This window comes from Clostridium sp. ATCC 25772 (assembly GCF_001573875.1).
Classification (GTDB): domain Bacteria; phylum Bacillota; class Clostridia; order Clostridiales; family Clostridiaceae; genus Clostridium_J; species Clostridium_J senegalense.
Genome location: NZ_LFRG01000018.1, coordinates 42,434 through 58,645, shown reverse-complemented (window position 1 = coordinate 58,645; position 16,212 = coordinate 42,434). Strand labels below are relative to the sequence as shown.

General features: G+C 26.2%; 15 protein-coding genes and 1 pseudogene. All 16 read right to left on the bottom strand.

The annotated features are described in order from the left end of the window. Positions 1–195: 195 nt before the first annotated feature. A complete protein-coding gene (coaBC, locus tag AZI32_RS08910; RefSeq protein ID WP_061995503.1) occupies positions 196–1,389 on the bottom strand; it encodes a bifunctional phosphopantothenoylcysteine decarboxylase/phosphopantothenate--cysteine ligase CoaBC in 1,194 nt (397 codons plus the stop codon). Between the two features lies 1 nt (position 1,390). Then, positions 1,391–1,624, bottom strand: coding sequence for a DNA-directed RNA polymerase subunit omega (rpoZ, locus tag AZI32_RS08905; RefSeq protein ID WP_061995502.1), 234 nt, complete (start codon positions 1,622–1,624; stop codon positions 1,391–1,393). Between the two features lie 3 nt (positions 1,625–1,627). Then, complete coding sequence (gene gmk, locus AZI32_RS08900; protein WP_199868696.1) at positions 1,628–2,236, bottom strand: guanylate kinase; 609 nt, start codon at positions 2,234–2,236, stop codon at positions 1,628–1,630. After that, positions 2,229–2,504: a DUF370 domain-containing protein gene (locus tag AZI32_RS08895; RefSeq protein ID WP_010292837.1), complete on the bottom strand. Its 276-nt coding sequence runs from the start codon at positions 2,502–2,504 to the stop codon at positions 2,229–2,231. The genes gmk and AZI32_RS08895 overlap by 8 nt, the downstream gene beginning before the upstream one ends. 14 nt (positions 2,505–2,518) lie before the next feature. Next, complete coding sequence (locus AZI32_RS08890) at positions 2,519–3,397, bottom strand: YicC/YloC family endoribonuclease (RefSeq protein WP_061995501.1); 879 nt, start codon at positions 3,395–3,397, stop codon at positions 2,519–2,521. A 222-nt stretch (positions 3,398–3,619) separates the two neighbouring features. Then, positions 3,620–4,771 carry an aminotransferase class I/II-fold pyridoxal phosphate-dependent enzyme gene (locus AZI32_RS08885; RefSeq protein WP_061995500.1) on the bottom strand — a complete coding sequence of 384 codons (1,152 nt, stop codon included), beginning with the start codon at positions 4,769–4,771 and terminating at the stop codon, positions 3,620–3,622. A gap of 343 nt (positions 4,772–5,114) precedes the next feature. Then, positions 5,115–5,373: pseudogene (locus AZI32_RS18405) on the bottom strand (hypothetical protein); the annotation flags it as partial. A 380-nt stretch (positions 5,374–5,753) separates the two neighbouring features. Next, positions 5,754–7,103 carry an NCS2 family permease gene (locus tag AZI32_RS08880; protein ID WP_061995499.1) on the bottom strand — a complete coding sequence of 450 codons (1,350 nt, stop codon included), beginning with the start codon at positions 7,101–7,103 and terminating at the stop codon, positions 5,754–5,756. A 308-nt stretch (positions 7,104–7,411) separates the two neighbouring features. Then, positions 7,412–8,092, bottom strand: a complete 681-nt coding sequence (locus AZI32_RS08875) for an ABC transporter ATP-binding protein (protein WP_061995498.1) — start codon at positions 8,090–8,092, stop codon at positions 7,412–7,414. A gap of 14 nt (positions 8,093–8,106) precedes the next feature. Then, complete coding sequence (locus AZI32_RS08870; protein ID WP_061995497.1) at positions 8,107–10,578, bottom strand: FtsX-like permease family protein; 2,472 nt, start codon at positions 10,576–10,578, stop codon at positions 8,107–8,109. Further along, positions 10,575–11,054 carry a GNAT family N-acetyltransferase gene (locus tag AZI32_RS08865; protein ID WP_061995496.1) on the bottom strand — a complete coding sequence of 160 codons (480 nt, stop codon included), beginning with the start codon at positions 11,052–11,054 and terminating at the stop codon, positions 10,575–10,577. Before AZI32_RS08865 ends, AZI32_RS08870 begins: the two co-directional genes overlap by 4 nt. A gap of 22 nt (positions 11,055–11,076) precedes the next feature. Then, the gene (locus AZI32_RS08860) at positions 11,077–11,832 is read right to left on the bottom strand and encodes a hypothetical protein (RefSeq protein WP_061995495.1); all 756 of its coding nucleotides are present in this window, start codon (positions 11,830–11,832) and stop codon (positions 11,077–11,079) included. A 72-nt stretch (positions 11,833–11,904) separates the two neighbouring features. Next, positions 11,905–13,617 carry an ABC transporter ATP-binding protein gene (locus AZI32_RS08855; protein WP_061995494.1) on the bottom strand — a complete coding sequence of 571 codons (1,713 nt, stop codon included), beginning with the start codon at positions 13,615–13,617 and terminating at the stop codon, positions 11,905–11,907. 28 nt (positions 13,618–13,645) lie between these two features. Next, on the bottom strand, positions 13,646–14,140 hold the full coding sequence (locus AZI32_RS08850) for a GNAT family N-acetyltransferase (protein WP_061995493.1): 495 nt from the start codon (positions 14,138–14,140) through the stop codon (positions 13,646–13,648). Positions 14,141–14,244: 104 nt separating this feature from the next. Beyond that, positions 14,245–14,835, bottom strand: a complete 591-nt coding sequence (locus tag AZI32_RS08845; protein WP_061995492.1) for a hypothetical protein — start codon at positions 14,833–14,835, stop codon at positions 14,245–14,247. Next, entirely contained in the window at positions 14,828–16,177 is a 1,350-nt protein-coding gene (gene ctpM, locus AZI32_RS08840; protein WP_061995491.1) for a radical SAM/SPASM domain Clo7bot peptide maturase, read from the bottom strand. The genes AZI32_RS08845 and ctpM overlap by 8 nt, the downstream gene beginning before the upstream one ends. Positions 16,178–16,212 lie beyond the last annotated feature (35 nt).

Below are 16,212 nucleotides of genomic sequence, written 5' to 3'. Positions count from 1 at the left end.
TATTAGGAGTGGCTTTTTTATTTGTTTTTATAACTAAAAAAGTTATGAAAAACATGAAAAATATGGCTTAGCTTTACGCACATGCTTATAACCCTATAAAAATTAACTTTTAATATTATACCATAATTTCAAAACCAACTACTATTTTGCCCTTATATATTTATATATAAAAATAAAAAGCGACAATGTCGCTTTTTATTTTAAATCTTTAATTACAATATCAAATAAACTTCCAGCTACTTTTTTCTTATCCATTACTTCTAAAGGAATCAAAGTCTCATCTTTTTTAATAATTGTAACTTTATTCGTATCTTTAGCAAATCCAGCATCATTATCAGTTATGTCATTAGCCACTATGTAATCTAAATTCTTATTTTTTATTTTACCTTTTGCATTTTCAATTAGATTATGGCTTTCTGCTGCGAAACCAACTAATATTTGATTTTTTTTCATTTTGCCTAAAGATTTTAATATATCATTATCTCTTGTAAATTCTAAAATTAAATCTCCAGAGCCTTTTTTTATTTTTTCTTCTGAATAGCTTTTTATCTTATAATCTGCAACTGCTGCTGATTTTACAATTATATCACTATTTCCAAATCTTTTTAATACTTCATCATACATCTCTGAATTGCTTTGTATTGATATAAATTCTATTCCAGTTGGTGGTTTTAAATTGGTAGGTCCACTTATTAAAGTAACCTCTGCACCTCTATCTCTTGCTTCTTCTGCTACAGCATACCCCATCTTACCACTTGATCCATTTGTTATGTACCTTACTGGATCAATTTTTGATATAGTTGGACCTGCCGTCACTAATACTTTTTTACTATCTAAATCTTTTTTACTGTTTAATTTACTTAATATAAATTCTGCAATGCTTTCTGTATCAGCAAGCTTTCCATCACCGACATCACCACAAGCTAATCTTCCACTTTCAGGTGCTATAAATTCATATCCTAAACCTTTTAACTTAGATATATTTTCCTGAACTATTGAATTTGTATACATATTTGTATTCATAGCTGGAGCAAAAACAACTGGCGCCTTAGTTGCCATTATTGTTGTAGATAACATATCATCTGCAATTCCATTTGCAACTTTTCCAACTATATTAGCTGTAGCGGGAATTATAGCCATAAGATCTGCTTTTTTAGCTAAAGATACATGTTGTATTTCCCATGCTTTAGGTTCTGCAAACATATCAGTAATAACCATATTTTGACTTAATGATTGAAAACTAAGAGGACTCACAAATTCAGTAGCTGATTTTGTCATTATAACATGTACATTAACGTTTTTCTTTTTTAATCTACTTATAACATCTAAAGCTTTATAAACAGCTATTCCGCCACATACTCCTATAACTACTGTCTTTTCTTTGTTCATCTTACTTTAAGCCCTCTTTCACATCTTGGCTTTCAGATAATAATGCATCTTGATTTATTTCTTTTATAGCTATAGTAACTGGTTTTGTACTTTCAGTTTCTATTAATGGCTCTGAACCATCGATTATTTGTCTTGCTCTTTTAGAAGTTGCTACTACTAATGAGTATCTGTTTTCAACCTTATTTAATAAATCTACTATTGATGGGTTAATCATTGAACTATTGTTACTTTTCATATATTAGAACCTCCCTAATATTTCATCTTTTATTTTATAAACTCTACATTTTTCAGCCATTATTATGCTTTCAATTTTCTTTACAGCATCTTCAACTCTATCATTAACTACTGCATAATCATACTTTGATGCAAAAGAAATTTCATCATAAGCGGCATTTAATCTAGTTTTTAATGATTCTGGTGTTTCACTACCTCTATTTGTTATTCTTGACTCTAATTCTTCCATTGATGGAGGAAGTATAAATACAAACACTCCATCTGGATAAGCAGACTTTATTTTAAGTGCACCTTGTATATCTATTTCTAATATTACATCCCTACCATTTTCAAGCATTTCAAAAACTTTACTTTTAGGTGTTCCGTAAAAATTACCATATACTTCAGCATACTCTAAAAAATCATCATTTTCAATTTTTTTTAGAAAATCTTCTCTTGGTGTAAAAAAATAATTTATTCCATCAACTTCTCCTGCCCTAGGAGATCTTGTAGTTGCTGAAACTGATATCCATATATCATTTTTCTCTAATAAAGCCTTACAAACAGTACCTTTTCCAGCCCCTGACGGACCTGATATAACTAATAATTGCCCTTTAACTCCCATTTTATTCATCAACCTCATCTATATGATGGTCGTCTTCTTTTGATGATAATCTATGAGCAACAGTCTCTGGTTGTACTGCTGATAATATTACATGATCACTGTCTGTTATTATTACGGCTCTTGTTCTTCTTCCATATGTAGCATCAATAAGCATACCTCTATCTCTCGCTTCTTGAATGATTCTCTTTATTGGTGCTGATTCTGGGCTTACAATTGCAACTAACCTGTTAGCTGAAACTATGTTTCCAAATCCTATGTTTATTAATTTTATACCCATTAGTGTCCTCCTATTTACTCTATATTTTGAGCTTGTTCTCTAATTTTTTCTATTTCACTTTTAATTTCCAATGCTAAATTAGTTATACTTAAATCTGTAACCTTAGATGCTATTGTGTTTGTTTCTCTGTTCATTTCTTGAATTATAAAATCAAGTTTTCTACCGATAGGTCCTTCTATTTTTAAAGTTTCTTTTACTTGACATATATGACTGTTTAATCTTACTATTTCTTCGTCAATTGCAGTTTTATCTGCAAGTAGTGCAACTTCCATAGCAAATCTATTTTCTTCTATTTGAGTATCCTCTAAAAGTTCTTTAAGTCTTTTCCTTAATTTTTCTCTGTACTCTAATATTGTGCCAGGTACTCTTTCACCTATCTCATTTACATAACCTAAAACTAAATCACATTTCTTTTCTATGTCTTGTCTTAGCTTTTCTCCTTCTTCTAATCTCATAATTAAAAGAGAATCCATTGCAATATTTAAAGAAGCTTGTAATTCTTTCCAAACTTCTTCTAAATTTTCTTCCTTCTGTTCAAGAGTAATGGCTTCTGGAAGCCTCACTAAACTCATAGTTGAAATGTCATCTCTTAAATCATACATATTTTGAACTTTATTTAAACAATTCATATAACTTTTTATTAGTTCTTCATTCAAAACAGCTTCTACATTTTCTTTTTCAAGTGTCTTTTGAGTTATAAATACGTCTACTTTACCTCTTTTTATTTTTTCACTTAAAATTTTTCTTATACCATCTTCTAATGAGATTAAAGCTCTTGGCATTCTTACATTTAGTTCAAAATATCTGTGATTAACACTTTTTATTTCTACAATAAAATTTGAGTGCCCATTCGGTACACTCCCACGCCCAAAGCCCGTCATGCTTTTTATCATTTATCAACGCATCCTTCCGAGTTCTTTGTAAAATTCTTTATTCACTATTATACAAAATTTACATTATCAATTTCAAGTTAAAAATATATGTATTATTTAGCATTTTGAATTATTTAATAGGAAATTAAAGAAAATCTGATTTTTTAAAGAGTAAATAGAGGCAAAACAGCCTCTACTTTTCAAATTTGTTAAACTTTATACATACTATCATTTTTATAACTTTTATTCATATTTGTCAAGACTTGAAAGAGAGTTTTCAATTATATTGTATGGTTGTGTTAATGCTATTCTAAAATAATCATACCCTAAAGTACCAAAAACATCTCCTGGTGTAACTATAATTCCATGCTTATTTAAAAGTTCTAAGCAAAATTCATAAGTTGTGTATCCTTTAGGTGTCTTGCACCAAATATAAAATGTAGAATAACTATCAAAAAATTTAATATTTTTTTCTTGTAATATTTTTTTTACCAAAACTCTTCTTTTGCTATATTCTTCTTTTAATTGTTTATTATATTCATCCCCTAGTTTTAAAGCATTAATAGCAGCATATTGTATTGGCATAAACTGGCCAGAATCTAAGTTACTTTTTACTTTAATTAAATTCTTAATTACTTCTTTATTTCCCACAGCATATCCAACTCTAAAACCAGTCATATTATATAACTTAGAAAAACTTCCAAATTCTACAACTGTTTTTTCTTTATCAAATTGTAATATGCTTATAGGTTTTATATCTTGTTCTATTATTTCACAATATGCAGCATCATTGCAAACAATTATATTTTTTTCTTTAGCAAATTTAACTATTCTTTCAAAAAATTCTTCGGTTGCACTTGCTCCAGTTGGATTATTGGGGTAATTAATAAACATTAACTTAGCTTTCGATACTGTATTTTCTGGTATATTATCTAAATCTACCAAATAATTATTTTCCTCTTTTAATGGTACTGTGCAAGGAAAACAACCCCATAATTTAGATGCTATATAATAAACTGGATATCCTGGTTCTGGTACTAAAACAGTATCTCCTATATCACATACTGAAGGTATTACGTTACTTATTCCTTCTTTTGATCCTATTAGTATAACTACTTCCTCTTCTTCTAATTGTACACTAAATTTGTCTTTATAATACTTTATTATTTGCAATTTTAATTCTTCTAACCCATCATAAGGAGGATATTTATTAAAACCCTTTTTATTCATACCTTCAATTAACCCTTCCTTTATGCTTTCATCTACTAGTAAATTAGGATCTCCTATACTTAAATCTACTACTTTTTTGCCCATAGATATCCTTTTTTCTCTTATATAATCCAGATTTTTAAAATGATATTCACCTATACCATTTAATCTATTATTTATTTTCATAAAATCACCTTGCAAATTACTAATATAACTTATGGTATTCTAATATGTCATAAAATGTTCCAATGTTATATATTTTTACATAATGTACAAAATTAATTTAATTTATTCTTTTATCTTTCATATAAATTTAATCATATAAGTTATAAACTTGTCATTCTCAATTGATAATGCATTTTTTCTGTTATTGATTAAATCTAAATTTTAATATATATCTAAATTATAAAAAAGTTTATTTTCATATTTATATAACTATAAATTTACGAATTATAATTTAATACCATATATTCTCATTGTACATAGTTTGTAGATTATAATCTCAGTAATTATGTAAATAAATTTAACTTTATATAAATATCGGTTGTCTTGTCTTAAAATCTTTAACCATAGTATAACTATGGGGTATATTACTGTTAACTATCAAATTTTTAGTTCGGATTGTTTATTTTTCTGATATAAAAGTATTTATCTATTTCTTTGCTTATACCACACTTTTTAACTTGTTTTACTCTTTTACTAGAAGGTCTTGGCATATTTGCAGGTTTAGTTCCTTTATATGAGTAAGCAAAGAAAACTTCGTCTGCTTCAACTACGCCATCAACAGAGCATAATAAATAAATACTTTATTTTTAATTTTCCTATTGTTTAATTAAACTATTTTGCTAAACTTAACTTTTTTAAGTTAACCACCATTTTTTAATATAGTTACTTTTTTAAAATCATTTTAAACTTATTCTTATATTTATATAATTCCTACGTCTTATAACCTGTTCATTTTATCATTTGATAACATTTTTCACTTATCCCACTTCCCCTGTATATCTATATATACATAAACTTTTACATTTCATATTTTAAGAATATCTGAAAAATTTTCAATTAAGATTATTGTTTAAATTGAATTTTTACAATAAAAAATAAGTAAATCTTTAGTAAAGCAATTATTACTTTGAAGATTTACTTATTCTATATATTAATGTTAATATTAATGAGACGCTATAATTTTTATTAAAAATACTATTGCCAAAATATACATTACTGGTGAAATTTTCTTCTTTTCTTTACTTACTATGTTACTTATAAAATTCATACTAGCGTAAGCTAAAACACCTATTGTTAATCCATCTCCTATGCTATAAGTTAATGGCATCAATGCTAATGTCAAGAAAGCAGGTACACCTTCTGTGAAATCCGAAAAATCTATATTTTTTATACTATCAATCATATAGAATCCAACTATTATAAGAGCTGGTGCTGTAGCTGCTGATGGTATTGCTATAAATATCGGTGAAAAGAATAATGCTATTAAAAATAAAATTCCTGTAACAACTGAAGCTAAGCCCGTTCTTGCACCCGCTGCCACTCCTGCTGAACTTTCAACATAAGTTGTAACAGTAGATGTTCCTAAAATAGAACCTACAGTAGTTCCTATAGCATCAACTAATAATGCCTTACCTGCATTTTTAACTTTTCCATCTTCATCTACCATACCTACTTTAGACGCTACCCCTACCAACGTTCCAACGGTATCGAAAAAGTCTACAAATAAAAATGTAAATACTATAGTTATAAATTGCATAATTTGCGCTTTAGAGTTAAAAAAGGAAAAATCTAATTTAAATGCTATAGGTTTTAATGATTCATATTTAAATATTCCCTCTGGTAATGATATTCCATAAGATAATGCTGATTCTGGCGATATAATAGCATATCCCCATGCGACAATAGAACTAATCAAAATACCCCAAAGTATAGCACCTTTAACATTTTTTTTAGAAAGTATAACTATTATCAATACTCCAACAACAGCTATTAACACAGTTGGGCTAATTAAATTTCCCATAGCTACAGTTGTAGCATCACTTTTAATAACTATTCCAGCATTAATAAATCCTATAAATGAAATAAATAAGCCTATACCTGCTGTTACTGCATATTTTAAATTTGTAGGAATAGCATTCACAACCATTTCTCTTACATTAGTTAAAGATAATAAAATAAATATAATACCCTCTACAAATACAGCTGTTAATGCTACATTCCAAGATATCCCCATACCTAAAACTACAGAAAATGCAAAGAAAGCATTTAATCCCATACCTGGTGCTAATGCAAAAGGCAGCTTTGCATAAAGCCCCATAAATATAGTTGTTAAGCCTGCTGTTAAGCACGTAGCAGTAACTATGGCACCTGGTGGCATTCCCACTCCCTCAGCTCCTAAAATATTAGCATTTACAGCTATTATATAAGCCATAGTTAAAAATGTAGTTATTCCACCAACGACTTCTTTTCTTACATCTGTTGCACTATCTTGTAATGCAAAATAATTTTCCATCTCCTACTCCTCCTCTTAACATTTAAAATATAAAAAGTTTTATTTTTCGTATCATTGCAAACTTTATTTTTAATTTTTATTTTTTATTTCGTGTATTCTTCATCTTTATAATATCAGCTTATTTAAAAACAGTCAATGAATTTTACGTATATTTTTTTATTTTTTTATTTTTTCGTTCGTGTTAATTGATTTTCATGCATCTACTTTTAGATTATTGCTTTAAATCTATCTACGGTATTATATATAACTCACTTTTATAAAAAAATAAGCCACCTCAAATTCTATTTGAGGTGGCTTATTTTTCAAATCTATTTATTATTCGTATTAATCTTACCATCTTTTATTTCTATAACCCTATCGCTAAAGGATGCAGCATATTTATCATGTGTTACCATTACTATAGTCTTTTTATCATTTATATTTAATGCCTTTAATATTTCTAATACATTGTTACCAGATTCAGAATCTAAACTCCCTGTAGGTTCATCTGCAAATATAATTTTTGGATCAGTAATCAAAGCCCTAGCTATAGCTACTCTCTGTTGCTGTCCTCCTGACAATTGATATGGATAACACTTTCTTTTTTCATATAAACCAACTTTATTTAGTAAAAAATCTAATCTTTCTTTATATATTTTTTTAGGCACTCCATCATATTCAAATATAATTGATATATTATCTTCAATATTTAAATCTTCTATTAAATTATAAAACTGAAAAATAAACCCGAAGTTTTGTCGTCTTAACTTACTTAGCTTTGCATCTTTCATATTAAATATATCATTACTCTCAAATAATATACTACCTTCACTTGGTGTATCTAAAGCACTAAGAATATATAATAGCGTACTCTTACCCGCCCCAGATTGACCCATTATACTTAAAAATTCACCTTCATTAACATCTAAATTAATACCTTTTAATATTTCATAAGAATTATCACTTACATTAATCTTTTTTTTGATATTAATAGCTTTTAATATACTCATAATCAATCCCCTTATCAGTCATCTGATTTTATTTCATCTATTATATTTATCTTAGATATTTTTCTTATAGGATATATATAACTAATAATACTCATACATATAGAAATTAAAACTAGTATTACCATCAATTCACCATTCTTAATAAAAATCATATCTCCAATATAATAAGACAAAATTTTATTAATATAATTGCTTAATATAGCACCTAATCCAACTCCAAAAACTCCACTATAAGTTCCCAAAATTATAGCTTCAAATAAAATACATTTACTCAAATACCCTTTAGATATGCCTAGTGCTCGTTTTGTAGCATATACCTTTTTTCTAGATAAAATATTAATAGTAATGTTATTGCTCATACTAATTATGCATATTAAAGTAGAAATGCATATTAAAACATTCACTATATTAAATATTTTTTCATTATTATCGTTATTCTGCTTATTAAGAACTGATAACTCTTGTATAGAATATTTATTTTCATATTTATTTTTAAACAGCTTTTCTATTTCATATATTATAGTTTCTATTTCATCATCATTTTCAACTTTTATAAGACACATATCCTTATCTTTTACCTTTATATCCTGTTTAAAATTATCCTTAGATATAAATAATACTTTTCCCATATTTTCAAAACTACTAACAACTCCAATTACATTATAATTTACATCTTTAATTTTTAATGAATCTTTTACTTTAATACCAGTATTTTTACTAAATGTAGTTGTTATTATAATATTTTTTCCATCATCAAGTTTTTCAAATATATCCGATCCACCCTGTTTAATTATTTCCGTTGAAAAATTTTTTTTGTAGTCAACACCGTCTATTCCAGCAATATCAACTTTAACATCTTTAATAATTTCTGTTGTTCTTGATTGAAATAAAGAGTTATTAATATATTTTATACTCATAATTTCATCATGAAAATCCTCTTCTACCGAACCATCTATACTTAACATTACATCTGCAGTCCTATATATATTCATTACTCCATTATTTATCATTGTTTTAAGTGCAACACTTATATACATTGATGAAACAATTATTGAAATAATAACTACTATATCTAATATATTAATGAACTGCATTATAAACTCTTTAAATAAAATACTAATCGAACCTTTAAATATAGAAAGAATTTTCCCCAAAATCCCATTAACTATTATTAGTAAAACTTTTACTAATAAAATAAAAGCAGCAATAAGTAAAAGAGAACCTAAAATTAATAAAAATACTCCATTTTCACTTTTATATTCTCTAATTAAAATTACTATTGACAGTGATAATGATAAAACTCCACAAAGATATTGGAACATTTTTTTTCCTTTACTTCTATAAGATTTCTTATCTATACCTTTTAAAAGATTTATAACAGACATCTTCAGTATATTCTTTAAAGAAATTACTATTACCATGATGCTAAAAAGTACAATTAAGACATCTATGTATAAAAATTTCACCAAACTTAAATTAAAATAACCATCTTGTACTATATAATTTAAAACTACTTTTACAAACGGAACAGTCAATATACTTCCTATAACTATTGAACTTAGAACTATAAGTAAGTTTTCCACTATGACACTTATTGCAATATCTTTTCTTGATATTCCTAAACTTCTTAATATACCTATTTGATGTAACCTTTCATAAATTATAAGTGAGAATGTTGAATATGTTAAAAATAGTGTGATAAATATAGATAATATGCCAATTATCTTTAATGCCATATCTATAGTACCTACGTATGATTTAAAATAATCTATATCATATCTTTGTTGAATTATAAAATCAGATGAGATTTTAGAATGTACTTCTTCAATCATATTATTTATATTATCTAGATTTTTTATTGTTATTCCAACTGAATAAACATTTTCATTTTGACTTAAAAGATATTGAGCATCACTAATATTAATCATTGCAGTGTTCATATTTGAATTAAACACTCCTGTATTTTTAGCTATTCCACTTATAATAAATTCTTTTTCCTTATCTTGAATTGATAGTTTCACTTTAGACCCTACCTTTAAAGAATTTTCATCTGCATATTTTTCATTAATTATGATTTCGTTTTCCGTATCTTTAACTTCATACTCATCTATTAATTCTATTGGGAATGCAGCTTTTTGTTTAGTAAAATTAACTCCAATAACATTTACATTCTTTAAAGTTTTAATGTCTTTTGCTATACCTCCTATTCTAGGCACAACATGACTTATTCCTTCTATATCTTCAATAGACTTTATAATATCTTCAGGGTTAAAAAAAGGATTTTTTTCATCAGATTTTGTTATTAATAATTGACTATTTAAAGTTGTTTTTCTAAGTTGATCCTCTCTAATTTTAATAGCAGAATCTTTTATTATAGATGTAGCTAACATAATAATTGTAGATAAAACTAATGTACATGTTAGTAATATGTATCTAACCTTGTTCTTCTTTATACTGTTAAATGCTATTTTTAAAAACAACCTCATATTTCTCTTACCATTCGTGTTTTGTATTTAGATACGCCTACTCTTTTTAACAACCTAACTATTTTTTTATTATGCTCAAAAGCATCTGACACCACATAGTCCTTTCCCTTACCTATAGACCACTCCTCAGCACTTTTATAAAGACGGTATATAATAGAAAATATGTTTCCTACAGCCCTGCTTTTTTCCCTTACATAATAGTGCAATATATATGCATAATCATCATTTTCAAAAGCAAAATCTTTTCTATTTATCCATACCTCTACAAATCCGTGAATATCTTCACCAGATTCTACAACAAACATTCCACAATTATCATTTAATATAGACTCTTTAATTTGATTAGTACCACAATTAAATTCTAAGTTTCCTTTATAGTAACTATCTTTTCCTAATTGATCTACAGATAACTCTCTCCATAATTCCAATATATTATCTAAATCAGATAATTTGGCTTCTCTAATAACAAAATTCATAAGCATACCCCCAAATTTCATTCTAATTTTCTATATTTATATTTCCTACTTTAGCATTTATATCAAATATTGCTCCATCTTCATCAACATTTATTTCATCTTTAATTTTAACTTTTTCAGCCATAGAACCTATAGCTTTAATCTTACTTCCTTTTGGTATTTTAATTTTTGCATTTACAACTTCACCATGAATATCATAACTATAATCACTATTTAAGTTTTGTAGATTCAAATTAACATTTCCAATTTTTGAAAATATACTTCCTTTTTTTAAGTTTCCAGTGTATGATATTTCTCCATTTTCTATGTCAATTTTTAAAGCATCATAATTGCCTGCTATATTAATATCTCCAATGTTGTTTTCTATACTTATTGACTGAATACTGCTTGGAACAATTATAGTAGTTTCTATGTTTATTGAATTTATAGAAGAATTGTCTTTCCAAGTTGAATTGATATTAACAACTCCATTTTCTAAAGTACAATTCATACTATCTAACACATCTTGCAATTTATCCTCACTTTTTCCACCAACAAGTTTTTCCATCCTAATCTTAACTTTATCCACATTACTTTTCTCTATTTTTAAGTTTCCACAATCATTCTTTATTCCAAGTGAATCACCTTCTATTTTATAAGTGTAATCACTGATTTCTTCTTTACTATATGGAACACTTTCCTTATCAAATTTTATTTTATTTTTATTTTTTTGAACACATGAAGTTAAAATTAAAGTAATTATAATAACACTTACAAATCCTATAACCATTTTTTTCATTACAATCACCTCTTTACTAACTTTATCTTATAAACAATATTTATTTCTAAGCTTGTACACCAACTACTTATATTACTTGTTAGAAAGCTCTTTCATAAGTTTAGAAAAATATGAGTCTTTTTCAGTTAAATATTCATAATTTCCTTCCTCAACTATTTCACCTTTTTTCATTGTATAAATACAATCAGCCTTATTTAGTAAACTCAAATTATGAGTTATTATAATTACAAGACTCTGTTTTGATAACTCTTCTAATATGTCTTTTACTCTTTTTTCATTTATAGTATCCAATGCGGCTGTCGGTTCATCAAAAATATAAATTAATGATTTTTTCACCAATGCTCTAGCAATAGACAACCTTTGTTTTTCCCCACCAGATAAATTAACTCTTTCATTAATTACAGTGTCATAACCTAATTCTAACTTTTTTATAGATTCTTCTAAATTCAAATTTCTTATAACTTCCTCTATCTTTAAATCTTCTATATCTCTACCCATTTTTATATTATTTTTAATAGATTCATTTAATAATTCTATATCTTGTGATACTAAACTTATAACACTTCTAACATCTCTTACTCCATATTCTTTTAGCTCTTTCTTATTTATTCTTATTTCACCTTCATAGGAATCATAAAAAGCACTTAATAACTTTATTAAAGAACTTTTACCTGCACCAGAATCTCCAACTATTGCAAAAATACCATTTGATGGTAATCTTAAATTAATATTTTTTACCGCTTCACTTCCATTGCTATACTTAAAACTAACATTTCTTAATTCTATCTCTTCAATATAAACAATTTCATTTTTTTGCTTACTCGCTCTTTCAGTTTTTAAATTCATATATTCATTAATTCTATTAAATATAGGTATTATTGTATGTATGTCTATATTGCTATTCAACAACTCATATATAGGTTGTACTAATAACTGAAAATATAACCCTATAGCTACAACTGTTCCTATTGTTATTTTTCCATCCATTACAAGTAAACTTCCTACTCCATATACAATAGACAATGATGTTATCATTATTCCATTGCTTATACTATTCATTAACATACTTAATTTTCTAAACTTTAAATTGTTCCTATAATTTTTCTCTATTATTTCCTTAAACTCTTTTTTAACTTTATCCTCTTGGTTAAATGCTTTAATAGTATTAACCAATCCTACGCTCCTATTAATTTTTATACATATTTGATCATAGCTTTCCTGAATATCCTTGGACATTGGATTAAACTTATGAGATATTTTCCAGTTAACAAAAAAATATATTGCATATAATAAAATAACTATTAAAGTAATTTCTTTAGATAAAATTAACATTCCAATAATAATCATAATTATTAGCACTATATTTTTTACAACAACAACGAAAAAGTTAGTAATAAATTCACTTACATTTCTACCGTCATTACTTATTCTAGATACAATCGCTCCATTATTACATCCATCAAAAAATTCCATAGGTGCATTTATTACTTTATTAAACATCTCTTCTCTAAACATTATTGTTATATTTTCACTTATTTTCATAAATACTTTATTTTTTATGTATCCAAATATAGGTTGACATATACATCCTCCAAAAAATATTAATATTCCTATTTTCAGCTTATCAAGTGAATTGCTTGGGATAACTTCATCAATCAAATATCTAGATACAATTGGAGATATAAATACAGCAATTGTATATAAAATAGTAAAAATTAAACCTATTAATTCTTGCCATTTGTATTCTTTTGCTACTTCCCATATATTGTTTAATATTTTTTTCATAATTTCTCCCTAAATTAGATTATTTAATTTAAACAGTTTTTATTTTCTTACATAATCTATGCCTATAACTTTTCATATGATTTTTTTCTAGTATTTCCCTTAATTCATCTTCTTTACTAAGCACATCTGCACATATGTACTTAAAACCATGTTTTTTCATCTCTATTATTGTGTTATCAAATAATTTTTTAGTAACACACTCTATCTTATACTCATCTTGTAAATAATCTGTATCTACATATAAATAATTTATATAAATAAATTTATCTGCAAAAAACATATAGTTAGGATTATTAAATGAAAAATTTAACATTCCTATCAATCTTTTATTTTCCACAGCAATAAATATCATTTCATCCTTATTACCTTTTAATACTTCTTCTAAAGAACTTCTAGAATGATAGATTTTATAATCATCATATTCTGTACTTTTTGCTCTTAAATCATTAATACAAAACATAATATCATTTATTCTATTTATATCACTTATATTTGCTTTACGTACTTCTATGTTTCCTTTCATTATTTGCATCCCCTTTTTATTTATCATTAAGAAATGATAAATAGTTATATTAACTACTACCCATTCCAGAACTAATTTTCATAAACTTAATTTTATTTTTATTTTTAAAATAAACTTAGCAAGTTCTTGTTATTTAAAATCTCACTTTGCTCAAAATTTTTAGTTTTTAAAGCTTTATCAACAATACAATCTATGCCATATTTATCAATTAATTTAATAACTGTATATACTGATATGTGATAAATTTCATTATTATTGTAATCAATCTTATAAAAATCAAAATTCTCACCTATTTTAGGAACCTTATTTATATAAGAATTATATTGATCAGCAAAATACATTGCTAAGCCTTCATTCAACCAAATTGGCAATTTAATTTGTGCTTTTGAATTTAATACTACATGAATAAATTCATGTAGTATTAAATTGTCAACAGTTTCATTATTTAACTTTCTCCACTTATCATGATCTAATATTAGAATTACATCATCAAAGCTTGTACCAATAACCCAATCTGGTACTTTATTACCGATTATTTTTGATAATTCATCTAATCCATCTATAACATCTATAGTAACTTTATTATTAAAATGAAATATATTTCTTATATTTCTTATTCTATAATAAAAGTTAAAATAATCGGTCATATCTCTTAACACCCTTAAATCTTTAATATCAAGATTAAGGTTATTCACAGCAACATCCCCTATCACATCCAACTTCACTACTTTGATTATATGTTGCTATTATTGTTTCCTCTAAATTATATATCCATTTCTCACATTCTGGCTTTTCATTCATTGTTCCTTTATAAGGACACCCACCCATACATATTGGTAATATGCTACACTCTCTACATTCCTCATATTCAAAAGGTGACCATAATATATAATCCATATTACGAGCATACATTTTTTCATCTACTTTAGTTTTAATTGTAGTCACATTTCCTACAGCCTTATCAATATTTCCTACATCATTCCAACATTTGTACATATATCCTTCTGCATCAACTACATAAGCTCCAACATTATCAGCACAACAGTAATTTGCTTTTATACTTGGATAAAATGGATATGCTCCTGAAACTTTATACCCTCTTTCAAATAATATTTTCTGATATTTGCTATCACTTTTTGCATATTCTTCTGTATTTAAACAGCTATTTGCTATACCATTGCAAGTATCTGTGTATGCAGTAACATGTCCTAAATTTACAATAACATCTTTCAAACCATTTTCTTCTAATATATCTAATAATTCTTCAACATGATTAATATTTGTTTTATCTACATTTATTCTAATAGCTATATTTTTTATTCCACCATCTATAAGCTTTTTCACATTAGAAATTATTGTAGTAAAAGTTTCCTCATCTGAATTCTTTAATTTTCTTCTCTTATTATGAATACTAGGAGGTCCATCTACTGTAATTTGAGCTCCTGTTATTCTGGCTATTTTCATATTTTCAATAGTTTCTTCATCTATTAAATATCCATTTGTTACAATATATGAACTATATTTAACATTTTCTTTTTCACATATATCTATAGCTCTTTTTGAAAAATCAAATATCATATCTTTAGCTAATAGTGGTTCTCCACCATACCATGTTATACTTATACTATTTTTATTTTTTGCATTTTCTTCTATCATTTCCATTAAACTATCTTGAACCTCTTTAGTCATCATTCCTGATTTAGGAGTTTCATAACAATAAGGGCAAGCAAAATTACAAGCTAATGTAGGTGCAATAACTAATCCCAAAGATGAACTTGAAAATTTTCCATTATAATTCCTATACTTTAATAATTTTAATTCATCCATGTCATTATGAACTATATAATTTCCTTCAGACATATCCTCAACTAATTCTTTCATCTTTCCACTTAAGTTTTCAGTATCTATATTCTCGATGTTTTCTAGTACATTCAAAAATTCATCCTCTACTTCTGCTAATGCACAAGTAACACTATTAAAAGCTATTGTTTTCCCATTTTCCAATTTAATTATCTTATTATATTTTGATTTTTTCATAATTCCTGCCCCCTAATATGTAATTTTTTACAATT

Coding starts and splice junctions, on each gene's coding strand:
- ctpM (WP_061995491.1), bottom strand. CDS start 16,177: ATGAAAAAATCAAAATATAATAAGATAATTAAATTGGAAAATGGGAAA.
- AZI32_RS08855 (WP_061995494.1), bottom strand. CDS start 13,617: ATGAAAAAAATATTAAACAATATATGGGAAGTAGCAAAAGAATACAAA.
- AZI32_RS08860 (WP_061995495.1), bottom strand. CDS start 11,832: ATGAAAAAAATGGTTATAGGATTTGTAAGTGTTATTATAATTACTTTA.
- AZI32_RS08885 (WP_061995500.1), bottom strand. CDS start 4,771: ATGAAAATAAATAATAGATTAAATGGTATAGGTGAATATCATTTTAAA.
- AZI32_RS08850 (WP_061995493.1), bottom strand. CDS start 14,140: ATGAAAGGAAACATAGAAGTACGTAAAGCAAATATAAGTGATATAAAT.
- gmk (WP_199868696.1), bottom strand. CDS start 2,236: ATGAATAAAATGGGAGTTAAAGGGCAATTATTAGTTATATCAGGTCCG.
- rpoZ (WP_061995502.1), bottom strand. CDS start 1,624: ATGAAAAGTAACAATAGTTCAATGATTAACCCATCAATAGTAGATTTA.
- AZI32_RS08870 (WP_061995497.1), bottom strand. CDS start 10,578: ATGAGGTTGTTTTTAAAAATAGCATTTAACAGTATAAAGAAGAACAAG.
- coaBC (WP_061995503.1), bottom strand. CDS start 1,389: ATGAACAAAGAAAAGACAGTAGTTATAGGAGTATGTGGCGGAATAGCT.
- AZI32_RS08895 (WP_010292837.1), bottom strand. CDS start 2,504: ATGGGTATAAAATTAATAAACATAGGATTTGGAAACATAGTTTCAGCT.
- AZI32_RS08880 (WP_061995499.1), bottom strand. CDS start 7,103: ATGGAAAATTATTTTGCATTACAAGATAGTGCAACAGATGTAAGAAAA.
- AZI32_RS08875 (WP_061995498.1), bottom strand. CDS start 8,092: ATGAGTATATTAAAAGCTATTAATATCAAAAAAAAGATTAATGTAAGT.
- AZI32_RS08890 (WP_061995501.1), bottom strand. CDS start 3,397: ATGATAAAAAGCATGACGGGCTTTGGGCGTGGGAGTGTACCGAATGGG.
- AZI32_RS08865 (WP_061995496.1), bottom strand. CDS start 11,054: ATGAATTTTGTTATTAGAGAAGCCAAATTATCTGATTTAGATAATATA.